This is a genomic window from Sinomicrobium endophyticum, assembly GCF_052983315.1.
Genome location: NZ_JBRKIS010000039.1, coordinates 1 through 25,412, shown reverse-complemented (window position 1 = coordinate 25,412; position 25,412 = coordinate 1). Strand labels below are relative to the sequence as shown.

21 protein-coding genes and 1 tRNA gene are annotated in these 25,412 nt (G+C 44.0%); 17 read left to right on the top strand and 5 right to left on the bottom strand.

The window, feature by feature from the left end:
• Positions 1-9: 9 nt before the first annotated feature.
• Complete coding sequence (locus ACVBDU_RS13835; protein ID WP_447180324.1) at positions 10-1,584, bottom strand: pyridoxal phosphate-dependent decarboxylase family protein; 1,575 nt, start codon at positions 1,582-1,584, stop codon at positions 10-12.
• A gap of 252 nt (positions 1,585-1,836) precedes the next feature.
• Between ACVBDU_RS13835 and ACVBDU_RS13830 the strand changes: the two genes are divergently transcribed.
• From ACVBDU_RS13830 to ACVBDU_RS13800, 7 genes are all read left to right on the top strand, one after another.
• Positions 1,837-3,648, top strand: coding sequence for an IucA/IucC family protein (locus ACVBDU_RS13830; RefSeq protein WP_447180323.1), 1,812 nt, complete (start codon positions 1,837-1,839; stop codon positions 3,646-3,648).
• A 21-nt stretch (positions 3,649-3,669) separates the two neighbouring features.
• Positions 3,670-5,487 (top strand): IucA/IucC family protein, encoded by a 1,818-nt coding sequence (locus tag ACVBDU_RS13825; RefSeq protein WP_447180322.1) that lies wholly within the window; start codon positions 3,670-3,672, stop codon positions 5,485-5,487.
• A 55-nt stretch (positions 5,488-5,542) separates the two neighbouring features.
• Positions 5,543-7,930 carry a TonB-dependent siderophore receptor gene (locus tag ACVBDU_RS13820; protein WP_447180321.1) on the top strand — a complete coding sequence of 796 codons (2,388 nt, stop codon included), beginning with the start codon at positions 5,543-5,545 and terminating at the stop codon, positions 7,928-7,930.
• Positions 7,931-7,945: 15 nt separating this feature from the next.
• Positions 7,946-9,112: an acetyltransferase domain-containing protein gene (locus ACVBDU_RS13815; protein WP_447180320.1), complete on the top strand. Its 1,167-nt coding sequence runs from the start codon at positions 7,946-7,948 to the stop codon at positions 9,110-9,112.
• Between the two features lie 561 nt (positions 9,113-9,673).
• Positions 9,674-10,117 (top strand): GNAT family N-acetyltransferase, encoded by a 444-nt coding sequence (locus tag ACVBDU_RS13810; protein WP_447180319.1) that lies wholly within the window; start codon positions 9,674-9,676, stop codon positions 10,115-10,117.
• Between the two features lie 3 nt (positions 10,118-10,120).
• Complete coding sequence (locus ACVBDU_RS13805) at positions 10,121-11,536, top strand: sodium:solute symporter family protein (RefSeq protein ID WP_447180318.1); 1,416 nt, start codon at positions 10,121-10,123, stop codon at positions 11,534-11,536.
• Position 11,537: 1 nt separating this feature from the next.
• Positions 11,538-12,608, top strand: a complete 1,071-nt coding sequence (locus ACVBDU_RS13800; protein WP_447180317.1) for an alanine racemase — start codon at positions 11,538-11,540, stop codon at positions 12,606-12,608.
• Between the two features lie 20 nt (positions 12,609-12,628).
• Here the strand turns inward: ACVBDU_RS13800 and ACVBDU_RS13795 are convergent, their stop codons facing one another.
• Both ACVBDU_RS13795 and ACVBDU_RS13790 read right to left on the bottom strand, forming a co-directional pair.
• Positions 12,629-13,345 (bottom strand): LexA family transcriptional regulator, encoded by a 717-nt coding sequence (locus ACVBDU_RS13795; protein ID WP_447180316.1) that lies wholly within the window; start codon positions 13,343-13,345, stop codon positions 12,629-12,631.
• 136 nt (positions 13,346-13,481) lie between these two features.
• Entirely contained in the window at positions 13,482-13,937 is a 456-nt protein-coding gene (locus ACVBDU_RS13790; protein WP_447180315.1) for a retropepsin-like aspartic protease family protein, read from the bottom strand.
• A gap of 125 nt (positions 13,938-14,062) precedes the next feature.
• Here ACVBDU_RS13790 and ACVBDU_RS13785 point away from each other — a divergent pair, with 125 nt between their 5' ends.
• The 9 genes from ACVBDU_RS13785 to ACVBDU_RS13745 all read left to right on the top strand — a co-directional run bounded on the left by ACVBDU_RS13785 (position 14,063) and on the right by ACVBDU_RS13745 (position 20,953).
• Positions 14,063-14,830, top strand: coding sequence for a TatD family hydrolase (locus tag ACVBDU_RS13785; RefSeq protein WP_447180314.1), 768 nt, complete (start codon positions 14,063-14,065; stop codon positions 14,828-14,830).
• 200 nt (positions 14,831-15,030) lie between these two features.
• Positions 15,031-16,161 (top strand): 1-acyl-sn-glycerol-3-phosphate acyltransferase, encoded by a 1,131-nt coding sequence (locus ACVBDU_RS13780; RefSeq protein ID WP_447180313.1) that lies wholly within the window; start codon positions 15,031-15,033, stop codon positions 16,159-16,161.
• A gap of 130 nt (positions 16,162-16,291) precedes the next feature.
• Positions 16,292-17,320, top strand: a complete 1,029-nt coding sequence (locus ACVBDU_RS13775; RefSeq protein ID WP_447180312.1) for an asparaginase — start codon at positions 16,292-16,294, stop codon at positions 17,318-17,320.
• A gap of 89 nt (positions 17,321-17,409) precedes the next feature.
• A tRNA-Ser gene (locus tag ACVBDU_RS13770) sits at positions 17,410-17,497 on the top strand.
• A gap of 239 nt (positions 17,498-17,736) precedes the next feature.
• The gene (locus ACVBDU_RS13765; RefSeq protein WP_447180311.1) at positions 17,737-18,543 is read left to right on the top strand and encodes a MotA/TolQ/ExbB proton channel family protein; all 807 of its coding nucleotides are present in this window, start codon (positions 17,737-17,739) and stop codon (positions 18,541-18,543) included.
• A gap of 20 nt (positions 18,544-18,563) precedes the next feature.
• Entirely contained in the window at positions 18,564-18,992 is a 429-nt protein-coding gene (locus ACVBDU_RS13760; protein ID WP_447180310.1) for a hypothetical protein, read from the top strand.
• Between the two features lie 2 nt (positions 18,993-18,994).
• A complete protein-coding gene (locus ACVBDU_RS13755; protein WP_447180309.1) occupies positions 18,995-19,612 on the top strand; it encodes an ExbD/TolR family protein in 618 nt (205 codons plus the stop codon).
• Between the two features lie 10 nt (positions 19,613-19,622).
• Positions 19,623-20,105 carry an ExbD/TolR family protein gene (locus ACVBDU_RS13750; protein WP_447180308.1) on the top strand — a complete coding sequence of 161 codons (483 nt, stop codon included), beginning with the start codon at positions 19,623-19,625 and terminating at the stop codon, positions 20,103-20,105.
• 131 nt (positions 20,106-20,236) lie between these two features.
• Positions 20,237-20,953, top strand: coding sequence for a porin family protein (locus ACVBDU_RS13745; RefSeq protein WP_447180307.1), 717 nt, complete (start codon positions 20,237-20,239; stop codon positions 20,951-20,953).
• Here the strand turns inward: ACVBDU_RS13745 and ACVBDU_RS13740 are convergent.
• Together ACVBDU_RS13740 and rpoN are read right to left on the bottom strand one after the other, a co-directional pair.
• Complete coding sequence (locus ACVBDU_RS13740; protein WP_447180306.1) at positions 20,948-21,544, bottom strand: hypothetical protein; 597 nt, start codon at positions 21,542-21,544, stop codon at positions 20,948-20,950. The genes ACVBDU_RS13745 and ACVBDU_RS13740 overlap by 6 nt on opposite strands.
• 45 nt (positions 21,545-21,589) lie before the next feature.
• On the bottom strand, positions 21,590-23,053 hold the full coding sequence (rpoN, locus tag ACVBDU_RS13735; protein WP_447180305.1) for an RNA polymerase factor sigma-54: 1,464 nt from the start codon (positions 23,051-23,053) through the stop codon (positions 21,590-21,592).
• 875 nt (positions 23,054-23,928) lie between these two features.
• Here rpoN and ACVBDU_RS13730 point away from each other — a divergent pair.
• Positions 23,929-25,224, top strand: coding sequence for an IS1380 family transposase (locus ACVBDU_RS13730; RefSeq protein ID WP_447180304.1), 1,296 nt, complete (start codon positions 23,929-23,931; stop codon positions 25,222-25,224).
• Positions 25,225-25,412: the final 188 nt, after the last annotated feature.

The following is a 25,412-nucleotide window of genomic DNA, read 5'->3' as shown; positions in this document are numbered from 1 at the left end:
GTCCGTAAACTAAAGGCTGGAATGCCCGACGGCAACGGGTTCGGGATACGGTTCTTCCTCTTTATATGCTGCACCACAGGTTTTGAGGATGTCCAGTATGCTTCGGATATCCTTTTCCGTAGTGATCGGGTTTAGCAGGGTGAACTTGAGATGGAACTTTCCGTCAACCCTGGTGCCCGCTACCAGGGCCTTTCCTTCTCCGAACGCTTTATTTTTAATATACTGGTTTAATTTGCAGATATCACGAATGTAGCGATGTTCGGGAGTGTACCGGAAAAGCAGTACACTTATATCCGAATGGGTTAGCAGTTCCAGTTCCGGGTCCTTTTCAATGATCCGGGCGGCTTGTTTGGTAGTATGGATAATGGTATCTATGTAACCCCCGAGCTTTTCCTTACCGAGCAGGCGAAGGGTGAACCAGAGTTTCAGGGCGTCAAAACGGCGTGTGGTCTGGGAAACGGATTTGTTGACCTGTGCCGGGAACTCTTCGTAGTCCTGATCTTCAGGGTTCAGATAATCGGCGTGGTGCTTAATGATGTGCAGGTCATTTTTGTCCCGCACCACTACGGCACTGCTGCTCACAGGCTGAAAGAAGGATTTGTGGTAGTCTATGGTAACAGAGTCTGCGAGTTCTATGCCGTTTAAGAGATGCCTGTACTGGGAAGTAAGCAGCAAACAGCTACCGTAAGCGGCGTCCACGTGAAACCACAGGTCGTACCGCGATGCGATCTCTCCGATCTGTTCCAGGGGGTCTATATTCCCGAAATCGGTAGTCCCGGCCGTGGCTACAATGGCAATGGGAATATTGCCTGCGCCTATTTCTTGTAACAAGGCTTCTTCCAGTGCCCCGGGATCCATACGGAAACGGTGGTCTGTGGGAACCTCTACAACGGCTTGTTCGCCCAAACCGAGAAGGGAGGCGTTCTTCAGGTTGCTGAAGTGTGCCTTTTCCGAGACAAAAATACGAAACCTTGATGCCTGTGGCGGGTTCCCGGATCGTTTGACCGAATGACGGAGTTTTTTGCGGGCATAATGGTCACGGGCCAGCAAAAGGCCGGTGAGATTACTTTGTGTTCCACCCGAGGTGAATACCCCATCGGCATCCGGACCGAACCCTATCTGCCCGGTGGTCCACTGTATGAGTTTTTGTTCCATGAGAGTACCGCCTGCGCTTTGGTCCCAGGTGTCGAGCGACGAATTGATGGCGCTTATGAGGACTTCTGCCGCAAGTGCGGGAATCACCACGGGGCAGTTGAGATGAGCAATGTAGTGGGGTAGGTGAAAGGCAATGGCATGGTCCGTATAAAGTCGTTGCACTTCCTTCAGAAGCTGGTCGCAATCCTCCAGGGGCGTATCCATATCTATCCCTGAAAATTCTGCGTGGAGTTCAGCCGGTGTAACCCCGCTGAAAGGCTTCTGTTTTTGGCGCAGAAAATCCAGCACTGCCTGTTTGGCCTGGTCTATCGCTTCGGTATAGGATGCCGAGGAATCTTTGCAAAAGATGTCTTTAAAAGTTTCAGGATAGAGCCCGGTGGCAAGAACATCGGGCCCGGAAAGTTCAGGATAGGATTTTTTTTCTATCATAGCTTTAATGTTGGTTATACAATACAGATTTAGGGCACTGGAACGGATATATTTTTAGGAAACCAGAGAATGCGGATATATGCCTTATAAGGTCTGATGGTATCCGATCTGAAGGTTTTCCGGGATTTTCCGTACCGGAAACAAAAAGCTAAATTATTATTGCTATTTAGTCTAAATAATATTATTTTTGCTGATGCAAATGTATATATTTAGACTAAATAAAAATAGATTTAAACAAAAAAATATGGAAATATGAGGAATACCCTCCGCCCCGAAGAAACTGTGAACCACCTGCAACCCGCCATATGGGATAGGGTTAACCGGTTGCACTTGAGAAAGATAATTTCGGAATTCGCCCATGAATGTCTTTTGGAACCTGAGCAGTTAGGTTCGGAAGATGGCTGGGGTATATACCGGCTCCATGCCGGGGACTTTGCTGTAGAATACCACTTCCGTGCCAGGATACTGAGCCTGGACCAATGGTATATCGCTCCCGATTCCATGGAAAAAAGGATAGATGGAAAGGAAGCTCCTCTGGATTCCATCGAGTTTATCACGGAGTTTAAGGATGTGCTGGGTTTTGATGATAAGGTCCTGCCTGCATACCTGGAAGAGGTAGCGAGTACCCTTTACGGCGGTTGCTATGTGCACTCTTTGCAGGGGCCTACGGCAAAGGAGCTTACCCGGGCCGGATATCAGGAAGTGGAACATGCCATGATAGCGGGCCATCCCTGTTTTGTTGCCAACAACGGTCGTATCGGTTTTGATGCGGACGATTACCGGAAATATGCTCCCGAGTCTGCCGCTCCTCTTTCACTGATATGGCTTGCCGGTCACAAGGATAAACTGGAATTTACTTCGGTACAAGACCTGGATTATGAAAAACTGATGCTGGAAGAACTCGGTAGGGAGACCAGGACAAAGTTTGATGAAATATTGATACGGGAAGGCCTCGATCCGGAACAATATTTCTTTATACCCGTACATCCCTGGCAGTGGTTCAACAAGCTGTCGCATATTTTTGCAGCTGATATAGCCGCGAAATATCTTGTCTGCCTGGACTATGGCCCGGACAAATACCTTCCGCAGCAATCCATCCGGACATTTTTTAATGTCAGCCATCCGGAAAAACACTATGTCAAGACCGCATTGTCCATTCTCAACATGGGTTTTATGCGGGGATTGTCTCCCTACTTTATGCGTACTACACCGGCCATAAACGAATGGGTGGCGAATATTGTAGAAAAGGACGATTACCTGGAAGAAAAAGGTTTTACCATACTAAAGGAAGTGGCTACGGCAGGCTATACCAATACGTATTATGAAGATGCTCTGCGATCGGACAGCGCTTACAAAAAAATGTTGTCTGCTCTTTGGCGGGAGAGTCCTGCGAAGAAGACAGAGCCGCATCAACGCCTCATGACCATGGCCTCCCTGCTGCATGTAGACATGTACGGAACTGCCCTGTTGCCGGAACTCATAGACGCGTCCGGGTTAAGTGTTTCCGATTGGCTGAAGAACTACCTGTCCTGTTACCTGAGCCCGCTTCTGCACTGTTTTTACACCTATGACATTCGCTTTATGCCCCATGGAGAGAATATCATACTGGTACTGGAAAACAACGCGCCTGTTAAAGTGATACTGAAAGATATAGGAGAAGAAGTTGCGGCCGTTAACTGGCAGGATACATTGCCCGGAGAGGTAAAGCGGGTGGGCATTCAGGTTCCCGAAGCGTTAAAGGTCCTTTCTATTTTTACACAGATATTCGATTGTTTTTTCCGCTTTCTGGGGCAGATCCTCGTGGAGCATTGCGATTATGAGGAAGATCGGTTCTGGGAGTTGGTAGCGGCATGTGTACAGGAATACGAGCAAAGATTCCCCGAACGGGAGGAAAAGTACCGTGCCTGCGACCTGTTTGCTCCCGAAATGGTAAAGACCTGTCTGAACCGGCTGCAAATACGGGATAACCAAAAAATGATGGATAATACCGATCCCTTTAAGAAACAACAGTTTGCAGGAACTCTGAAAAACCCTCTTGCAGCATTCAGGACAAGTACCGTTTAATTTTTCAACAAGAACTTAACCATGATACAAGAATTTTTGTCCCCGGGGAAAGCCGTTTCCCACATTACACCGGCCGTATGGGCCAAAGTTAACCGTCTGCACCTGTGCAAAGCCATTTCGGAGTTTGCCCATGAAGGGATCGTTATCCCGGAACAACAGCATGAAAGCGAAGGCTGGGGCCATTATGTTTTAAAGGCCGGACAGTATAATGTACAATATTGTTTCCGGGCAAAGCAGGGATACCTGAATCATTGGCTTATAGACAAGGACTCCCTCGAAAAATATACCGGGGGGCAACCGGACAAGCTCGATTCTCTTCGTTTTGTCATAGAGTTCAGGGAAGCGATGGGAATAGACGAAGAATCGTTGCCCGTGTATATGGAAGAAGTGAGCAGTACACTTTGCGGAAGCGCGTATATGCACATGCAGAACCCGGTGAGTTCCGAAGATCTCGTCCATGCCGGTTACCAGGAGATAGAGCGGGCCATGACCGGGCATCCCCGTTTTATTGCCAACAATGGCCGTATAGGTTTTGACGAGGCCGACTACCGAAACTACGCTCCCGAAGCTGCAGAACCCTTTTCGCTGATCTGGGTGGCGGGACACCGGGAAAGGGCGGCGTTTACCAGTATAGCACCTTTGACCTACGAGGAACTCCTGGTACAGGAACTCGGGGAGGAGTTGCTGGGATTGTTCCGGAAATTACTCGTAAAAAAAGGATTGGACCCGGACGATTATATTTTTATGCAGGTACATCCCTGGCAGTGGTACAATAAACTGGCCATTGTCTTTGCTCCGGATATTGCCTCTTGCCGACTCGTATATCTCGGCCAAGGGAGGGACAGGTATCTCCCCCAACAATCTATCCGTACCTTTTTTAATATCAACAACCCGGATAAATTCTATGTAAAAACCGCACTTTCCATATTGAATATGGGGTATGTGCGGGGCCTGTCGCCCTATTTTATGCGTACCAATCCGCCGATAAGCAAATGGGTAGAGGAACTGGTGGAAAAGGACGACTACTTCAAGGAAACCGGTTTTTGTGTACTCCGGGAAATTGCCGGCGTAGGATATACCAACAGAAACTCGGAAAGAGCAACTAAGGAAGACAGTCCCTACAAAAAAATGCTTTCCTGCCTGTGGCGGGAAAGCCCTCTGTCCAAGCTAAAGGAGGACCAGCGGTTGATGACTATGGCCGCCCTGTTACACGTGGATACGGCGGGTGTGGCTTTGCTCCCGGAACTCATCCGGGCTTCCGGCCTGGACACGGACAACTGGCTAAAGAACTATCTCCACTGCTATATGAGTCCCCTGCTGCATTGTTTTTACAGCTATGATCTGGTTTTTATGCCCCACGGGGAAAACCTTATCCTGGTCTTGGAAAACCATGTCCCGGTACGGGCCATTATGAAGGATCTGGGAGAAGAAGTGTCCGTAATGAACAACGGGGAAAACCTTCCGGAAGAGATAAGGCGTATCGCTGTAGACGTTTCGGATGAGGAAAGAACACTTCCTCTGTTTACCCAGTTGTTCGATTCTATTTTCCGGTTTATAGCGGCCATACTCCTGGAGCATACCGGATACCCGGAGGAAAGGTTCTGGAAGCAGGTTGCAGAATGTATACACAACTATTACCTGGCACATCCGCAACTGGCGGAAAAAACCCGGAAATACGATCTTTTTACCGCCGAGATCAGTCCCGATGCCCTGAATCGCCTGCAATTGCGGAACAACAGGCAATTGCGAAACAGGACAAATCCTTTTAAGGTACAGTACATCGGAAAAGTAGCCAACCCCGTGGCTCACTTTAAGAAGATAAATACCAAGAACGCTTAACCACACTTGTGCTATGGACAAAAACTAAAACCAAACAAAATTAATGTAAGAAACTATGAGATCATTTCTAACCTTACCTGGTAACACTTTTGTGAAATCCTGTGTATGTATCATAGCCCTGTACTTTTGCACGGTAGACGGATATAGCTGTCCCTTGCAGGATACCGGGCAGATAGAAGGGACGGTATCCACTCCCGACGGAGAGGTTATTCCCTTTGCTACAGTAGGTATTTCCGGTGGAAAGCAAACACAGGCCGACGAAAACGGCAAATACACATTAAAAGGAATTCCTGCGGGAACTTACACACTCCTGGCAAGCTATTTCAACAGTACGTCAAACCCGAAAGAAGTGGTCTTGGGGGAAGGGGAGGTACTGGAAGTCGGCCTTGTGCTGGAAGAATATACCCAGGCCCTGAACGAAGTGTTGCTGGTGGGGGACAAATACAGGAAACTGTCCCGAAAAGCAAGTGAATACGTGGCCCGTATGCCCCTGGAATATATGGAAAACCCCCAGGTATATAATGTGGTGGACAAAGAGCTCATCCGGGAACAGATGGCCCTTACTCTGGAAGAGGCATTTATCAATATACCCGGAGCAGCCCCTGCCAAAACCGGTGCGGGAATGCCGGCCTTTTTCTCCCGCGGATTTCTGACCACCGATAATTTCAGGAACGGGATGGCAACCTCCCTGCGGACCACCGTAGACCTGGCCATGGTAGAGCGGGTAGAGACCATTAAAGGGCCGTCTTCGACCTTGTTCGGAGGGACTCTGACTTCTTTCGGAGGGGTGGTCAACTATGTTACCAAAAGACCTTACGAAGAATTTGGAGGAGAAGTTTCTTACCAGCATGGCAGCTGGGACCTGAGTCGTCTCACAGCGGATGTAAATGCGCCACTCACCGAAGACAAATCGGTCTTATTCCGTGCCAATACTGCGGTACAACGGGAAAATTTCTTCCAGGACCAGGGCTATGCGAATACCTATCTCTTTGCTCCCAGCCTGGTTTACAGGTATTCGGACAAATTAACCTTTACCGTAGAAGCCGATTTTCAGGTGATTAAAGGGACGTCCTATGCCGGGTGGAACATCACCGGAGACCTGGATGCCAAAAACGTGAAAGATCTGGGGCTCGATTATGACCGTTCCCTGATAAACAATTCCCTGGCCAGCAATCGAAGTTCTAATAATATCCTCATACAGGCTGATTATGAAATATCGGAAAACTGGACTTCCCAGACCAAATTCGCCTGGGGGAACGGGGCATATGACAACCTTTATAATTTTATTAATTCATGGACTGCGAATGACACGGTTTCACGTACCATAGGAGTATATGTTCCGGATAAGGGAAGCCGAACGCAGTTACAACAAAATTTCACAGGCGATTTTAAACTGGGCAATATGAGGAACAGGCTTCTTCTGGGACTGGATTATATGGCAGATTACCGCGATGTTCGTTACCGGGGAATACCCATAGATAAAGTAGATATCCACTCACCCGCGCCGGAAGTCAATAGGAATACCTTAGACAACTTAATAGGGGACCTCTCCATATCTTCTGTCCTGATAAAGCAACATTCTTACAGCGCTTATGTTTCCGATATACTGGATGTTACCGACCGGTTGATGGTGATGGGTAGTCTTCGTGCTGACAGATTCGTAAAAAAGAATGCCTGGTCCGGCCCCGATGATTTTGATCAACTGGCTTTTTCGCCCAAATTCGGCCTGGTTTTCCAGCCGGTAAAAGAAAAAGTGTCGGTTTTTGCGAATTACATGAACGGATTTAAAAACCTGGACAACGTAATATACCCCGATGGAAACAGCTCTGATTTTAAACCGCAACAGGCTAACCAATGGGAAAGTGGGGTTAAAGTAAATCTTTTTGGAAATAAGCTGAGCGCTACCGCGAGTTATTATGACATACAGGTAAGTGATGCCCTGTATACGGAAATGAGAGAGGTAGAGAATTTAGACGGTCCGCAACCTTTCCGGGTACAGGGAGGAAAACAGCGGAGCAAAGGAGTGGAGGCGGAAGTGATAGCCAACCCCTTTCCCGGGTTTCACCTGGTAGCGGGATATAGCTATAACGATAACGAATATACGGAGGGAGATGCTGGTATTATTGGTAAGAGGACGGTTGGAGCCCCGGAACAGGTGACCAATTTCTGGGCCAGTTATACCGTACTTCAGGGTTCGTTACAAGGCTTTGGTGTCGGTGCGGGAGGTCAGATCGTTTCGGATGTGTATGCCGATAGCGCCAATGAATATACCTTGCCATCCTACACCAAGCTTAACGCTACCCTGTTTTACACGCAATCCAAATATCGTATTAGCCTGAAACTGGATAACCTGCTGGATGAGGAATACTGGATCAGCGACGGGTTTTATTTCAGGCCGCAGAAACCCCTGAACTTTATTGCGGGTATAAGTTTTATGTTCTAAATATACCCGCAACACATGATTGTCCCCAAAGAATCCGGAACTACAAGACCGCTTAACCTGTTGATTGGGGTGGTAATGTCCCTGGCGATCCTGGACCATACGAGATTATTTTTCCATTTCTGGAATACCGATCCGTATGGTCCGGAAGCCGCCCCTTTTTTATTTTTTACCAGGTTTGTTTCTCATTATTTTGCCCCGGCAGTATATTTGGTTACGGGGATTTCGGTCTACCTGGCCGGTAGGAAAAGATCCGGGGACCGGCTTTTCCGCCATTTACTTTTTCTGGGAGCAGGCTTTCTTGTGCTGGAACTGGTGCTGGACAATTTTTCCTGGACCTTCGATATTTACTATCGCACGGTGGGACTGTTTATTTTTGGCGGTCTTGGCCTTTGCATGATCATTCTCTCCTTTTTGATATACCTTCCGGTAAAATGGCTCATCTTAATAAGTGTTGTTATAATCGGGATGCATCATGTTCTGGACGGTATCCGAATGGAAGGCACTACACTTTTATCCGTTATTTGGTATGTTCTTCATCAACATAAGATCTTCCTTATCGGGGAAAGGGTTTTTGTCATAAATTACACGGTGCTTCCCTGGTTGGGCGTTATGATACTTGGGTATGTGTCGGGGCCTTTATATTCGGAAGGATATTGTTGTAAAAGAAGGAGAAAGTGGTTATTTTACCTCGGTATGGGGGCAGTTGTTCTTTTTTTGCTGTTGCGAAGTATTCATGTGTATGGGGACCCCAATTCCTGGGTTTTTCAAAAGGGATCGATCCGCACTGTAATGTCCTTTTTTCATCTTACCAAATACCCGGCCTCTCTCGATTTTCTGTTGATAACCCTGGGGCCTATATGCCTTTTCTTGTTTGCTGTGGATAAGATAAAAAACAATCGACTGGTCACCTTTTTTACCATTTTTGGTAAAATGCCTGTGTTTTGTTATCTTTTCAGTACATTTTTTATTCATTTTTCGGCAGCCTTTGTACTTGGTATGCGAGGTAAGGACTGGAAAGATATGATCATTATACCTGCCTCCTACGGGAGTGACAGTCCGTTAAAAGATTACGGATACAGCCTGGGGTCGGTGTATTTCATCTGGTTGGGGGTAATGTTGTTATTGTATTTCCCCCTACACTACCTCCAAAGAAGAAAAAGGAACTTCCTGTGGGGAGGATAATATCAATAACTCTCCGGGAGTAACTGCTCGCAGGACCTGTGGCTATAGGGCAAGTTCATGAAATCATATATTATTGGTGATTTTTTAATAGGAAAAAAATATTTTCTCTATTATTCCGTATCTTTACGTGACAATGCAAAAAAAAGTCAAATCTAATTATAGGAATCGTATTTTGGGAACTTTAACGGACTTTGCTTCCTTAAAGAAGTTCTTTAAGATCATATCACCACCCTAATATTGTTATAAGAGTTTGTTTAAACTGGTTTCATCCCGATAATATCGGGAGGTTAAAAATGCCTTTTTGCCCCATAGCTACGGCTATGCTCCCGATAGTCATCGGGATCAAAAAAGCTTTCATATGAAACAGGGTGGGGCGTATAAAATAATCCTGTGGGTTATTTTAGCAAATGAACCAGACGCCGCAAGGGTATTTTTCACTTTAATCAAACCAATTTAAACAAGCTCTAATATCTTTTCGGAAGCCTGTCCCGCAATGGGACAAAAGCGGGAGTTTTTTATTCTGTTACAATTTTATCTACAATCCAAAAGTATTTCTGTACTATGACATTTGTTATTTATAATCCCAATCAAAAACTGTCTGATGACCAAAAACAAGAGGTGGCGGATTTTTTGCATACGCATCTCGAAAATTACGGAGATGAGAAAAAGGACATTCTCGCTGCTGTTGATTATGCGATGAGAGATGTTATACCTTCTATGGGAGGGTTTGTCCTTGTAGCCAAAGAGAATAAAGAGATTGTCGCCGCAACAGTAATAAACAGTACGGGAATGAAAGGGTATATTCCCGAAAACATACTGGTGTATATTGCTACGCATAAAGATAAAAGAGGAGAAGGCGTCGGGAAAGAGCTCATGCAAAAAGCTATGGAGCTTGCCGATGGCAGTATTGCCCTTCACGTTGAGCCTGACAATCCGGCCAGACATCTATACGAAAAACTGGGATTTGTAAATAAATACCTTGAAATGCGCTTCACCAAAAAATAGGGCATGAGCTTTATTGACGTTGTTATTTTTGTTGCCTACATCATAGGAGTTATGATCGTGGGGTGGTATTACTATCTCAAAAATGAGAACAATGAGGACTATTATGTAGGTGGGCGTAATATGAGTAGTGTGCATGTGGGACTCTCTGTGGTTGCCACAGATGTAGGAGGAGGTTTTTCCATTGGCCTGGGAGGCCTTGGGTTTGTAATGGGGATATCCGGTTCGTGGATGCTCTTTACTGGTTTGGTAGGGGCGTGGCTGGCAGCAGTATTCCTCATTCCGAAAGTGATAAAAATGGGACACCTGCACAAATTACTGACCTTCCCTCAACTATTGCAAAGATTTTACGGTAAAAATGTAGCTTTTCTGGCTGGTATTATCTCTTTCGTCGGTTATCTCGGTTTTACCTCTTCCCAGCTTTTGGCCGGGGCCAAACTGGCTACCGGAACATTCCCGGCTTTAAGTATGGACAATGCTCTTATAATTATGGGAATAGTGGCTGTGGCATATACTGTTGCAGGAGGAATTAAGGCGGTTATTTATACCGATACCTTCCAGTGGATGCTCCTTATGGGAGGACTTATATGTATAGGAATACCGATGGCTTACATAAAACTTGGCGGGATGTCGGCGATACGCGAAAGTTTACCCGGTGAATTTTTCAGTTTTTTCAACCTGAGCTGGGTACAATTTATCAACTGGCTGGTAACTATTGTCCCCATCTGGTTTATTGGGATGACCCTGTACCAACGGATATTTTCCTGTAAAGACGAAAAAACGGCAAAGAAAGCCTGGTATATTGCCGGTCTGTTCGAATACCCGGTAATGGCTTTTATGGGAGTGTTGCTCGGTCTCTTTGCACGGGTGGCTGCCGACGCGGGAATGTTTGTCGAATTCGATTATGCTACGGGAGAGGCCATGGCAGAAACCGATCCGGAAATGGGCTTGCCGTTGCTCTTGCGTTCCATTCTGCCCGTAGGATTAACCGGGCTGATGATGTCCGCCTATTTTTCGGCAATAATGTCTACGGCAGACAGTTGCCTGATGGCAGCTTCGGGGAATTTTGTCACCGATATTCTGGGCCTGAAAAGTACCGATAGTAAAGTGATCCGGATATCACAGGGCATAACCCTGGTCATAGGAATCCTGGCTATTCTTATCGCTTCGCAGATGGAAAATGTACTTACCCTGATGCTTAGTTCCTATGCATTCATGGTTTCCGGACTTTTTGTCCCTGTCCTTGGCATGCTTTTCGCTCGGACGGTAAAATCTGCCGCAGCCCTCGCTTCCATGTTGGTAGGTGGGTGCAGTACGTTGATTTTTAGTATATTTACTATTCCTGTCCCCTTTGGTTTTGACCCGATCATTATAGGGATTTTATCCTCCGGGCTGGTGTTCCTGGCAGTTAACCGTAAGTGAAATGGCATATCTGAAACTGAATACACGTGCTTTAAAATACAATTTCCTCTTCCTGGAGGATCTCTTTGGAAGCCATAACAAAGATTGGGGAGTGGTGACCAAGCTCTTGTGTGGTAATAAACTTTTCCTGGAAGAAGTTATAAAACTTCATCCCGACTGTATCTTCGATTCCCGTCTCAGTAACCTGGCCATGGTAAAAAAAATTAACCCGAAAATAAAAACCGGGTATATAAAACCACCGCCAACCCGGAGTATAGAAAAATTGATAGAAGTGGCAGATGTAAGCTTCAATACCCAGTTTGAAACTATAAAAATGATAGACCGGTATGCAGGAAAGATGGGTAAAGTACACCAGATAGTTATTATGATAGAGATGGGAGACCTCCGCGAAGGAGTAATGAGAGAGGATTTTGTAGATTTTTACGCGAAAGTGTTCGACCTGGAAGCGGTGGAAGTAATGGGAATTGGCGCTAACCTGAACTGTCTCAACGGAATTATGCCTTCGCATGATAAGCTCATCCAGTTGAGTTTATACGAACAACTTATAGAAGCGAAGTTCAATAAAAAGATTCCGTGGGTATCGCTCGGAACCTCGGTAACTCTGCCATTATTGCTCAAAAACCTCGTTCCGGAAGGGGTTAACCATTTTCGTGTAGGAGAAACCCTGTTTTTCGGTAATGATCTATTGGAGGATTCCCCCATGGAGGGAATGAAACAAGATGTCTTTATGCTGTATGCGGAAGTACTGGAAGTTATGGAAAAACCAACCAATCCCACCGGGTATGTAGGTTCCAATGTAGCTGGGGAAACGCCGGTTTTTGAAATAGAAGACTATTCGGAAACCAGTATACGGATTTTGGTGGACATCGGTATACTTGATATCGAAATAAAAAGCATAAAACCTCTTTATGAAGAATATCATCTCGAAGGGGGAAGCTCTGATATGATAGTTCTGGATGTAGGTAAGAATAATCACAATATCAGGGTAGGCGATATGGTGCCCTTTCATATTAACTATATGGGAGCCCTGCGCCTTCTCAATTCGAAGTATATCGAAAAACGTCTGGAATAAACGATAGAAATACTATATTTTTATGGAGCTGGTACTTCTTCGTCGTTTTGTTCTTCTTCTATGAAATCCAGGGAAAATACCGAGGTCACCTTCCACAGTTCTACAATCTCGTCTGTTGCCATTCGCATTTGAGGAGAAATCAGTTTTTTATCATTGATAAGGTGTAGAAACCCGGGGAAATTGGGATCGGGTTCCACCCGGTTGATGAAGATACCCTTGATTTTACTTATCAGCACATAAATATGTCCGCTGACAATGGAATTCGTGTTTTTTACGTATTCCCCTACCACAAAATCACCGTCTTCCAGTCTTGGAGACATACCGGAACCGATAATCTGGAATGCCCGGATTTTCTTCCCCGAAATAAACGGGAAATCAAATCTCGGAAGCGAATTGATAAAAAGCGGATCTCTCAAATTGTTTACATAGGGGTAATACACTTCCCTGGGAACCACCAGAAAGCCTTTTTTGCTATCGGTCTCCAAAAGAGAAAGCGCTTTTTGGCTGAAAAACAGTTTGTTTATGTCCAGGCGATAATTGTAACATGCAGTGAGTACCTTTTTATAATCCAGGGTGTTCCTTTTTTTCCAGGTAGAAAGTGTATTGGGTTTTATACCCAGGACCTCCGAAAGTTCAACATCGGTCCGGATTCCGATGAGCTCCTTGAGCCTTTTTAACAAAGCCGTAGTTTCCGTGAGGATTTTTGTGCTATTCTCTGGCATTAAAACAGTATTCATGGGGTAGTTTGATTAAAGGCCATCCACACAAACATATTATGTGTAATGACATGTTAGTTGTTTGGTACTTGGAAACGTACAGTAAGTAAGGGGCAATTCAAAGATAACTATTTTTTGCTATTTGTCTATCCGGTAACTATATGCCGTGTCGGTTACTCTTGAGATAAACACATTTTTTACCATAATCGATAATGGCTTTGGCCTTTTTCAGTATGTCCGCACCAATGATGCCGTGTACGGGAAGAGAATCGTGTTGTATCAGGGCTTCGTTGACATGAGAGAGATTGAACAGCACCAGCTTTACCTTGTCTTTGCTCCACGGACCAATGGTAAGTATATTCCGTTTGGACATCCGTGTCTCCATATTGTTAGCCCCGGCTCCGGCTGCTTTTATCTGTGAATCTTCTGTGTTTAAGTTGAAATGTTCGGCACAATCTACCCCTACACATGTGCTGGACGCCCCGGTGTCCAGTATAAAGCGCCCTTCAACACCGTTTATCTTGGCTTGTATTTCAAAGTGATTCGTGTTGGTTAACACCAGTGGAACCTTAACGAATCCTTTTTCGCCGAGGAAAGTCTTTAAACTTTTCATACGCTGTTTTTTCGATTTAAAGTACGGGGCGATCTGTGATTTTTTTTCCGTTCCCTTTATTGTTGTGAGACGGGTCTTTTTAAAAATTTGTGCAAAGATAGCTTTAATGTTTTTATTTTTGCCTCATGATGGTAACAGATACGCACACACATTTATATAGCGAAGCTTATGACGAGGATCGCAACGAGATGATACAACGAGCCCTCGATGCGGGGGTTAAACGCTTTTTTGTGCCTGCTATAGACTCCACGTATACGGAGGGAATGCTGCAACTGGAAAAAGATTACCCGGACCATATTTTCCTGATGACGGGACTGCATCCCACGCATGTAAAGGAGAACTATAAGGAAGAACTGGCCCATGTAGAATATATGCTGCATACACACAAATTTTACGCAGTGGGAGAAATAGGGGTGGACCTCTATTGGGACAAAAGTTACCTTCAATTACAACAGGAAGCCTTTCGGTATCAGATAAAGCTTGCCAAAAAGCACCGGTTACCCATTGTTATACATTGCAGGGATGCCTTTGATGAGGTTTTTGAAATACTGGAAGAAGAAAAAGGAGAGGGGCTCTTTGGTATTTTTCACTGCTTTACCGGAAACAGGGAGCAGGCCGAACGTGCGATATCCTATAATATGAAATTGGGTGTCGGAGGAGTGGTAACCTTTAAGAACGGAAAAATAGATCGTTTTCTGGAAGAAGTGAATATCCGGAATATCGTCCTGGAAACAGATGCACCTTACCTGGCACCTGTGCCTTATCGCGGCAAACGTAACGAAAGTGCGTATGTTATTAACGTTCTGCGGAAACTGAGCGATATTTACGGGCTTTCCGAAGAAGAGATCGCAAAAATTACCACGAAGAACGCAAGTGATGTTTTTGGAGTCTGAAGTAAATGCTTTAGAAACCGTGACATGTAAATTTTAAATATCTCTCAGACGGTTAAGTCAATAAATTTTTGTTCATTTGCCCGATGTGCTTAAATTTGTTACCGGTTCCGAACAGTTGTTTGTCATGAAGTTGATATCGCTGTATTTCATTGTCTTGTCGTTGTGGAGGGAGTCCTGTTCTGTATTTAAAGAATTAATCATTGGATAATTATAAAGAAATTCGTCCTTATCTGGACAGTGAAGTAAACGGAGCTCTTAAAGAGTACAAGGATCATCCTATGATCCGGGCATTGCTCTATTTTACTTTCCCGGACAAGACGCAGGAAGAAATAGAAGGAGTGCTGGATTCCTGCCATTCCGTAAGTGACTTCCAGGCAAAAGTAATATATCAAAGCGTTCGCAATGTTCTGGAAAAAAGTTCGGAAGGGCTCTTTACTACGGGGTTTGAAAAATTAAAACCCGATACTTCCTATCTTTTTATATCCAATCACCGTGATATAATAATGGATACTTCTTTGCTCAATGTGGCCCTGATGGAAAACAACCTGGTAATGACCGCATCGGCAATAGGGGACAACCTGGTACACAAACCGTTTCTGCTGGCCTTGTCCAAACTCGTCAGGAATTTTCTTATCCAGAGGGGGCTTACACCCCGGGAAATGCTCCAAAGTTCCAGGAAAGTTTCCGGTTATATAAAACATTTGCTAGAGGAAGAAAACAGGTCTGTGTGGATCGCCCAGAGAGAAGGACGTACAAAAGACGGTAATGACCGTACACAGCAAGGAGTGTTGAAGATGCTGGCGCTGGCCGGTGATGAAAAGGAGATCATGGATTATTTTAAAAAACTGCGCATAGCTCCCGTTTCCATATCTTATGAATACGACCCTACCGACCTTTTGAAAATGCCGGAACTCCTGGCAAGGCATTACGATATGGAATATGTAAAAACCAGTAACGAAGACTTTAACTCCATACTTAAAGGTGCATTGGGACAAAAGAAGCGTATTTGTATACATGTAGGGGAGGTGCTGGATACGGAGCTGGATAAGATACGAAACAGTGGCGAACCAGTGAACAAGCAGTTTCAGATGCTGGCGGACCGGATCGACGAGCAGATCCATAAAAACTATCGCCTGTGGCCCACCAATTACCTGGCATACGACCTGTTGCATGGAACCGAACAGTTTGCGGATAAGTATAATGAAAAAGAAAAACGCCAGTTTGAAAGAAGACTGGAAAGGAGAGTGGGTAAAGAGAATGAAGTGGCCAGGAAGAATTTTCTTTCCATGTATGCCAACCCTGTGGTCAACCGGGTGGTGTATGACCGATAATATTACCAGTTACAGGACACAATGAAATATATGGCAAAAAAGAGCGTTACCTCTTATACGTATGAAGTGGGATTGTTCTATTTTACACCAAAAGATATAGAGGCAGAAATTACAAAACGGTTTTTCGGTTATGGGCAAGAGATCTGATATACTCCTTATATACACGGGAGGTACCATCGGAATGATAAAAGATTATGAAACCGGAGCGTTACGGGCCTTTAATTTCGATAAACTGTCAAAAAGAATTCCCGAACTCTCGCATCTCGATTGTAATATAAAAACGGTTTCGTTCGATGATCCGATCGATTCTTCTAATATGAATCCGGAATACTGGAAACAGATAGCCGGGATTATAGAGGATAATTACGAGGCTTTTGATGGTTTTGTAGTATTGCACGGCAGCGATACCATGAGTTATACCGGGGCGGCATTGAGTTTTATGCTTGAAAATCTGACAAAACCGGTAATTCTCACCGGATCGCAATTACCTATAGGGGATTTGCGTACCGATGCCAAAGAAAACCTGATAACGTCTATACAAATAGCCGCACTCCGGGAAAAAGGAAAACCGAAGATAGCCGAAGTGTGCCTGTATTTTGAATATAAACTGTACAGGGCCAACCGTACAACGAAATTAAATGCGGAGCACTTTGAGGCATTTGCCTCGCTCAATTATCCGCCACTGGCAGAAAGCGGAGTACATCTTAAAATTAATGAGGAGCATCTTTTGGTGCCAAACAGGAGAAAAAAGCTTCAGGTACATAAAGAGCTGGACAATAATATAGCGGTAATAAGACTTTTTCCGGGGATAAACGGAGCCGTGCTCTCGCGGATTTTTGAAACTCCGGGACTGAAAGCGGTTATTATGGAAACTTATGGCGCAGGGAATGCTCCGACGGAAGAATGGTTTCGGACCTTAGTGGAAAAAGCGGTGAAAAAAGGAATATTTATGGTCAATGTGACACAGTGTTCGGGAGGAAGTGTGCTGATGGGGAAGTACGAGACCAGTACACACCTTAGGAAAATGGGTGTTATCAACGGAAAAAACATCACTACAGAGGCCGCGATTGCTAAGCTTATGTACCTTTTGGGGAGTAAAATCAACAAAAAAGCATTTAAAACTGTGTTCGAAACACCCTTAAGAGGGGAATTAGATTAAAAATAACAAGATAAATTTTATCAACTAAAAAAAAATTCGTTATTTGGCACCCCGAAGAAAATCATAAGTAAGAAGTAATTCTTTAAAACAGAGAGGTGGCCGAGTGGTCGAAGGCGCACGCCTGGAAAGTGTGTATACGTCACAAGCGTATCGAGGGTTCGAATCCCTTCCTCTCTGCAAGTTTAACAAATGTGTTGGCGAACGCATTTGTGTCACAAAAACCGGCAAATATGTTTTTGAATGGAATGTAATTACCGGAAATGTTGCATAGTTCTTAAAAAAATTATTAGTTTTCCGGTAACGGAACTCGGAAGGATGGAATCGGAAGAGTTTCTCCTTCTTTATTACAAATTCATTAATTGTAAAAATTTTATATCTTTAACCCTATTAACTAACAAAATTTAAGTTTAAAAGAAATGAAAAGATTATTCTCTGTTCTGGCTGTTGCCGGATTGATGGCTCTTAACGCAACAACGGCAGAAGCGAAGGATCTTGCTCCTGTTGTATCTGAAAATATTTCAGAAATAGTTGCTCCTGTAGACGACGCTGCCGCTTTCGTTCAAGACGATGCCGCTGCTTCAAGTGAAGAAAGCAAACCTTTTCATCAGGTATTGAAAGAATATTTTATAAAAGGTGGTGCCGGATTTATGGGAATTGTGTTGCTGTGTTTGATTCTCGGACTTGCAGTTGCTATTGAAAGGATCATATTCCTTAACCTCTCTACTACCAATACCAGAAAACTTACTTCCAGGGTAGAAGATGCACTGGCTTCCGGTGGAGTAGAAGCTGCAAAAGAAGTGTGCAGAAACACAAAAGGACCCGTTGCCTCTATATTTTACCAGGGGCTGGAAAGAGCTGATGAAGGAGCGGAAGCTGCTGAAAAGGCTGTTGTGGCTTACGGAGGAGTGCAAATGGGACAGTTGGAAAAGAACGTATCTTGGGTTTCTTTGTTTATCGCTGTAGCCCCGATGCTTGGGTTCATGGGTACGGTAATCGGTATGATCCAGGCATTTGACAAAATTAGTGCGGCCGGAGGATTGGATGCATCTTTGATTGCAGCAGATATCCAGGTGGCACTTTTGACTACGGTATTTGGTCTTATTGTGGCAATTATCCTGCAAATATTCTACAACTACATCATTGCTAAAATCGATAGTATAGTAAATGATATGGAAGAAGCTTCCATTACACTTATCGATTTGTTGGTAGCCCACAAAAAGTAAAACCGGATTAAAAAGTAGTTATGAAAATATATAAGATATTATTAATTATTGCTGGTATAATCGGCGCCATCCTGTGGTTTATGTTACCCAGCGGGGATGTGCCGGTAGAAGAAGCAGCAGCGAATTCGAACGTAAACCTGATGTTTATCGTCTCTTATGTGTTGTTCGGAATAGCTGTTCTTATTACGGTAATATTCAGTGTGAAAGGCTTGTTTTCGCACCACAAACTGAAAGAAATGCTCATTTCCCTGGTGGCTTTCGTTGTCATTCTGGTAGTTAGCTATGCGCTGGCTTCCGGAAGCGAAGTAATGTCGTCGGATGGTAGTGTGTTGGCTACTGCCGAAACCTCCAGATTAGTTGGGGGCGGACTCATAGCCTTTTACATACTTGCTGTTGTTGCAATTGTTGCAATGATATCCTCAAGCGTGAAAAAAATATTAATGAAGTAATTATGGCAAGAAGAAGTATACCGGAAGTAAATGCTGGTTCCATGGCAGACATTGCGTTCCTGCTCCTTATCTTCTTCCTGGTGACAACCACCATTGAGACGGATTCCGGGCTGGATCGTAAGCTCCCACCTCTGGAGCCGCCAGATGAAGATGTTGTTATTAAGGAGAGAAACTTGCTGCAGGTGCTTATCAATAAGAGTAACCAGTTGATGGTTAACGATCAGCTTACAAAGCTTGAGGATCTTCGTAAAGTTGCAGTAGATTTTATCGATAACGGTGGAGGATTGAACGATAAGGGAGAGTCTTGTGACTATTGTCAGGGGGCTAAAGATCCGAAGTCTTCCGTGCACCCGGAAAAAGCGATAATTTCTATTCAGAACGACAGGGAAACCAAGTATAGTACGTATATCGCTGTGCAAAACGAATTGGTAGCTGCTTACAATGTGCTGCGAAATCGTGAGTCGCAACGTCTGTATAAAACAGATTTTACGGCAATGCAGGATGCCTATAATGACCCGAAAACTTCAGATGATCAGAAGGATAAACTGAAACCCAGGGTAGAACGAATACAGAAAATGTATCCGCAGTTTTTATCCGAAGCGGAACCAAAGAAAAATTAAAAATACTATTATGGCTAAATTCACAAAGAAGAAAGATGGCGAATTGCCAGCCGTTTCCACCGCGTCTCTGCCGGATATCGTATTTATGCTACTGTTTTTCTTTATGACCGTTACCGTGATGAAGGATGATTCACTGATGGTAGATAATACCCTGCCTATTGCAGACCAGGTGCAAAAGCTGGACAAAAGAGACAGGGTGGTATATGTATACGCCGGGAAACCACATTCCAGGTATCAATCCAAATACGGTTCGCAGGCAAGGATACAGTTGAACGATAAATTTGCAGGTGTAGACGAGGTAGCACCTTACATTCTGGCGGAAAGAGCCAAAATGAGGCAGGAACTTCAACCCTTGATGACAACAGCTCTGAAAGTGGATATAGAAACCAATATGGGGCTTGTATCCGATATTAAACAGGAGTTGAGGAAAGTTAATGCTTTGAAAGTAAATTATACAACCAAAGAAGGAGATGCAATGAGGAATCTAGAATAATCCTTATTTCTTGAACTTATATTTTGAGAGAACCGGCCGTATTTTACGAGCCGGTTTTTTTATGGAAATGGTTTTGGCAGAGATGGATATAAAATACGTAAATGAAGTATATTTGTTTAAAATAGAGATGTATGAAAGCCTTGTTATACATAGTGTGGCTGGTTCTGTTTTTTTGCGCCGCTAGGGTACATGCCCAGGATGATCCGGACTTGAATACACTGGTTCCGGACAGTGCTTCGGTAGATCATAAGTATAAAGAAGATCAGGTATATATCGGGGTTACTTATAATATACTTTTAAACAGGCCGTCCGATGTAAAACAGAACAACCTGTCCAGGGGTATACAGCTTGGGATAATTAAAGATATGCCCCTTAACAGTCGTAGAAACATCGCTTTTGGGGTTGGAATAGGGTATGCCTATAATGCCCATTTTCACAATCTTCAGGTGCGGAAAGAGAATGGGCTGATGAATTATCGTGTAGTGCCGGACTCTGTAGATTACAGCCGTAACAGGATGGATGAACATTTACTGGAAATGCCGATAGAGTTGCGGTGGCGTACCTCTACGGCAGCCACATACAGGTTCTGGAGGATATATGCCGGAGTAAAGCTGGGGTACGTATTTGCCGACGGTTATAAGTTTATGGGAGACGAACGGAAAAAGTTTTCCAATAAGGATATATCCAGGTTCCGGGCCGGTCTCCATCTCAGTGTAGGGTATAACACCTGGAATTTTTATGCTTATTACGGTTTGAAAAATATTTTTAAAGACGGTACTGCAATGGAAACCGGGGAGAGCATCGATATGAATTCATTAAAAGTGGGCATTATCTTTTATGCCTTATAACCAGTACGGAAATATAATGGCCTGTGGTACGGTGCCCAGCAGTATTCCTAAAGTAATTTCTCTTATGTTATGTGCTTTCAGATACAATCTTGAAGAAGCAACAATGCCGGTAAAAAGGATCAGCGAGGCGAGTAAAAAAGTCATGTTCAGGCGGTAGTGCAGACTTAGTCCGAGAATAAAAGTTGTTAGTCCGGTAATACCCATCATGTGGATACTTGCTTTTATCCTTAACAGTACTAAGCTCAGGCAGAGAAGCAGGGTCACCAGTATTCCTGTAAAGAAGTAATGTAATTCGGCGGAATAAGTGGTAGGTGTGATATGCCGGGTAATGATAAAAATAATGGGAATGGCGGCGTAGAGCGGTATTTTGCGTTCCTCCACTTCCGATAACTCCGGAGAGCGGACCCATCCGAGGTTTTTTAACAGGAAGTACAGTACTACCGGGACGACCAGGGTAAGGATGAGCACGGGGATTACAACGCTTTTACGGGCTTCGTCAGGGAAATACACCGGGGATATGAGATAATAAGCCATTGTGCCCGCAAATGGCATAAAAACAGGATGGAGCAGATAGCTGAATAGTTTTGACAAATACATAGATCCTCGGGGCGCCCGGTTGTGCCCGTTTTTGTTTTTTTATATCTGTTTTCGCAGTCTCGCTACGGGTATATCGAGCTGCTCCCGGTATTTAGCTATGGTCCTTCGTGCAATAGGATAACCTTTTTCTTTGAGAAGTACAGCTAGTTTATCGTCCGTAAGCGGTGTTTTTTTATCTTCTTCTTCGATGATGTTTTCGAGTATTTTTTTGATCTCTCTTGTGGAGACATCTTCACCCTGCTCGTTTTTCATTGCTTCCGAGAAAAAGTCCTTGATCAGTATGGTTCCGTAGGGAGTATCTGCATATTTGCTGTTGGCAACCCTGGAAACCGTAGAAACGTCCATCCCTATACTGTCCGCAATGTCTTTGAGGATCATGGGTTTCAGTTTGCGCTCATCCCCGGTCAGGAAATATTCCGACTGGTAATGCATTATGGCATTCATAGTAACAAACAGGGTTTCCTGGCGTTGTTTTATGGCGTCTATAAACCATTTTGCCGCATCGAGTTTTTGTTTGATGAACTGCACGGCGTCTTTCTGTGACCTGGATTTTTCTTTGGAATCCTTGTAACCCTGAAGCATATTGCTGTATTCTTTGGAAACGTGCAGTTGCGGAGCATTTCTTCCGTTCAGGGAAAGTTCCAGTTCACCGTCTACAATACGTATGGCAAAATCAGGCACGACGTGTTCTACCATACGGTTGTTCCCGGAATAGGAACTCCCGGGCTTCGGATTTAATTTTTCGATTTCGTGGATGGCGTCTTTGAGTTCCTCTTCTTCGATATGATGCCTCTGGAGGAGTTTTTTATAGTGTTTTTTCGTAAACTGTTCAAAAGACTTTTCCAGTATGTCAATAGCCAGATCTACCGAAGGTGCGGATTCTTTTCTCCGCAATTGGATAAGCAGGCACTCTTTCAGGTCCCTGGCGCCTACTCCGGCCGGGTCCAGATGATGTACTATTTGCAGTATTTTTTCAATGGTGGTTTCGTCCGTATATATATTCTGAGTAAAAGCCAGATCGTCCATGATTTCTTCGACGGAGCGCCGCAGATAGCCGCTTTCATCCACACTGCCTACAAGGAATTCGGCGATGTCCCATTGACTGTCGTTCAGAGAATACGTGTTCAGCTGGTTTATCAGGTGTTGATGAAAAGAAGTACCCGCAGCGTAAGGAACGGTCTTTTCTTCATCATCCGAACTGTAGTTATTTGCATGCAGCCTGTAATCCGGGATTTCATCGTCACTGAGATATTCATCTACGTTAATATCCTCGGCTTCTATTTTTTCATTGCCGTCTTCATAAATGTCATCATAAGAATCGTTTATGTCGTCCTCATAACTAGCCTCTTCCTCTTTACCGCTTTCCAGGGCCGGATTTTCCTCTATCTCCTGTTTCAGCCGCTGTTCAAAAGCCTGTGTGGGCAATTGTATCAGCTTCATCAGCTGTATCTGCTGAGGCGATAGTTTCTGCGATAATTTAAACTGTAACTGTTGTTTCAGCATCTCTCTTTCAATTACTCCTGGCTTATAATACAAAAATAATCGAAAACTTTGAACTTGGGAATAATAAAGGTATAAATACTAGGGCAAACGCGTCATATTAGGAGAGGATCGGTAATCCGTAGCGGTAGCAGTATTAGAGTTCGGCGTTGAGGAGTTTTAAGGCTGGAGGTATTGTTTCTTTGTTATAAGTTATAAGTTACAAGTTACAAGTTACAAGTTCCAGGTTCCAGGTTGCAGGTTCCAAGTTTCATACCGGCCTTTCCTTTTTCTTGCTACTTTCAAAAACTTATATCTTTCCCTCGAAAATCGATGTATTCGTTCTTTAAATATCGTTGAGAGACTCGGCATGGGCATTTTCCCAAACCTTATCTTCCATACCGGGAATAGCACGGTTGTCTTAATGTAGCTTTTTCATCCTCTCTGCTATATATGGGCTGCCTTCCGAACCCGTCCGATGACCCCACATTGACTATGCAACCTGGAACTTGCAACCTGCAATTTTAAACCCGTAAACGTTGCAATTATAGTTCTTTTAATGCATTTGCTCTAGTATAAATACAGTGTTGTTCTGTTGGAAACGGTAACTGTAATTATTTCCGGTACTCCAAACCAATGGGACAAACGAACGCGGTCTTAATCGCATTAAATGGGTCTAATTCCTCAACGCCTGTCCTGATCCCAATAATATCGGGATATCGAAGGGCTCTGCATCGAAATGGGCTAAGGTTTGTTCATTTGAATACCTCGCGTCCCGATCCCGATAGTTCCTAACATCCGTAAGATACTTTATAAAACCAACCGCAAACCTTTATAAGCAAAGTGTTTGCGGTTTTCGGTATTTTCACCTAAATTGGTGTTGCTAGAAAAATACCACGATGAAAATACAAAAAAGTAAACCTATTTCTGCTTTTGGCGGATTAAATTTTGTTTTAGAGTATCTCTCGGCATCCGGTATAGGTAAATTATTGGATAATAACCTGCCAGAGCTTGCGCCCCAATCCAAATATTCCTGGAGCGATGTCTTGTATTCATTGCTAAGCATTTACTTATGTGGTGGCGACTGTATCGAGGATCTTCAAACCCATCTTAAACATCATTTCAAAGGCAATCCTTACCTGAATATGCCTAGTTCCGACACGATGCTACGGCGTATAGGTAATTTATCCGAACCCACTGCCCAATGTAAGACCAAAAGAGGTTCTGTACTTCACACATACAGCACCCACTCGGTCTTGGGGCAATTGAACATGGAGGTATTGAAACATTTGGGTGTTTTTAAACAAAAGGAACTCCTGGTGGATTATGACAATACCATCATTTTCAATAAAAAAAAGGATAGTAAAATGACCTATAAGCGTGCCCCGGGGTATCAACCCGGGGTCTGCACCATTAATGAGAACCAGGTCCTTTACATAGAAAACAGGAACGGGAACAGTGACGCAAAGTCCTTTCAGTGGGATACATTATCTCGCCTGTTCCATTTGTTGGAAGCTAATATAGACCGTAAAATTGACCACTTCAGGGCCGATGCTGCTTCCTATCAATATGATGTTGTGAAATTAGTGCAACAAAAGGTAAGGTACTTTTACATTGGCTGTAAAAACAGTTATGTGGAAAAATATTTCAAAAAAGTAGAAAGTTGGGACACCATATCGGATGCCAATAATAACGTTATGGAAATTGGACAGGTTTTAGTGACCCCATTCGAACAACAGGCCAAAAAGGCCGGGGAAAAACCTGTCCAATACAGACTGGTGGTCAAGCGGTCGTTCAAACCTACAAAACAAACCGATGCTTTTACCGGGGATGCTTATCAATACCGCGCCATACTCACCAATAACCTTGAACTCCATATCACCGAACTGGTTCGGCTCTACAATCACAGGGGGAACATGGAGCGTCAGTTTGATATCCTCAAGAACGATTTCGGGTGGGACGGGATGCCTTTCTCCGCCTTGGGCAAGAATACCGTTTTTTTATATTTAACAGCAATCTGCCGCAACCTTTACCATCATATCATGGAATGCTTTTCCTCCAAATACAAAACACTAAAGCCTTGCTATCGTGTTAAAAAATTCCTTTTTAGGTTTATCCTCCTGCCATCAAAATGGATAAAACGTTCCAGACAAGTATCCCTCAGGGTTTATGGAAATATGCCCTTAAAAACTTAGCTGGCAAAAACAAAAACGCTCCGTAAAATAATGACCTCCACAGAGAAAGTATAAAAACTTTAACAGGGGAAGTATGCCCCAACATTTAAAAAGATATCGGAAACCTACAAAAAAAGCAACGTTTAATCCTTAAAGCACCAAAATCAAAACGGGGGGTAATGATTTACTATAGACATGCGGATTTTAGG

What these genes read in the sequence shown, in the direction of transcription:
- ACVBDU_RS13835 (WP_447180324.1), bottom strand. Translation starts at nt 1,584, where the DNA reads ATGATAGAAAAAAAATCCTATCCTGAACTTTCCGGGCCCGATGTTCTT.
- ACVBDU_RS13830 (WP_447180323.1), top strand. Translation starts at nt 1,837, where the DNA reads ATGAGGAATACCCTCCGCCCCGAAGAAACTGTGAACCACCTGCAACCC.
- ACVBDU_RS13825 (WP_447180322.1), top strand. Translation starts at nt 3,670, where the DNA reads ATGATACAAGAATTTTTGTCCCCGGGGAAAGCCGTTTCCCACATTACA.
- ACVBDU_RS13820 (WP_447180321.1), top strand. Translation starts at nt 5,543, where the DNA reads ATGAGATCATTTCTAACCTTACCTGGTAACACTTTTGTGAAATCCTGT.
- ACVBDU_RS13815 (WP_447180320.1), top strand. Translation starts at nt 7,946, where the DNA reads ATGATTGTCCCCAAAGAATCCGGAACTACAAGACCGCTTAACCTGTTG.
- ACVBDU_RS13810 (WP_447180319.1), top strand. Translation starts at nt 9,674, where the DNA reads ATGACATTTGTTATTTATAATCCCAATCAAAAACTGTCTGATGACCAA.
- ACVBDU_RS13805 (WP_447180318.1), top strand. Translation starts at nt 10,121, where the DNA reads ATGAGCTTTATTGACGTTGTTATTTTTGTTGCCTACATCATAGGAGTT.
- ACVBDU_RS13800 (WP_447180317.1), top strand. Translation starts at nt 11,538, where the DNA reads ATGGCATATCTGAAACTGAATACACGTGCTTTAAAATACAATTTCCTC.
- ACVBDU_RS13795 (WP_447180316.1), bottom strand. Translation starts at nt 13,345, where the DNA reads ATGAATACTGTTTTAATGCCAGAGAATAGCACAAAAATCCTCACGGAA.
- ACVBDU_RS13790 (WP_447180315.1), bottom strand. Translation starts at nt 13,937, where the DNA reads ATGAAAAGTTTAAAGACTTTCCTCGGCGAAAAAGGATTCGTTAAGGTT.
- ACVBDU_RS13785 (WP_447180314.1), top strand. Translation starts at nt 14,063, where the DNA reads ATGATGGTAACAGATACGCACACACATTTATATAGCGAAGCTTATGAC.
- ACVBDU_RS13775 (WP_447180312.1), top strand. Translation starts at nt 16,292, where the DNA reads ATGGGCAAGAGATCTGATATACTCCTTATATACACGGGAGGTACCATC.
- ACVBDU_RS13765 (WP_447180311.1), top strand. Translation starts at nt 17,737, where the DNA reads ATGAAAAGATTATTCTCTGTTCTGGCTGTTGCCGGATTGATGGCTCTT.
- ACVBDU_RS13760 (WP_447180310.1), top strand. Translation starts at nt 18,564, where the DNA reads ATGAAAATATATAAGATATTATTAATTATTGCTGGTATAATCGGCGCC.
- ACVBDU_RS13755 (WP_447180309.1), top strand. Translation starts at nt 18,995, where the DNA reads ATGGCAAGAAGAAGTATACCGGAAGTAAATGCTGGTTCCATGGCAGAC.
- ACVBDU_RS13750 (WP_447180308.1), top strand. Translation starts at nt 19,623, where the DNA reads ATGGCTAAATTCACAAAGAAGAAAGATGGCGAATTGCCAGCCGTTTCC.
- ACVBDU_RS13745 (WP_447180307.1), top strand. Translation starts at nt 20,237, where the DNA reads ATGAAAGCCTTGTTATACATAGTGTGGCTGGTTCTGTTTTTTTGCGCC.
- rpoN (WP_447180305.1), bottom strand. Translation starts at nt 23,053, where the DNA reads ATGCTGAAACAACAGTTACAGTTTAAATTATCGCAGAAACTATCGCCT.
- ACVBDU_RS13730 (WP_447180304.1), top strand. Translation starts at nt 23,929, where the DNA reads ATGAAAATACAAAAAAGTAAACCTATTTCTGCTTTTGGCGGATTAAAT.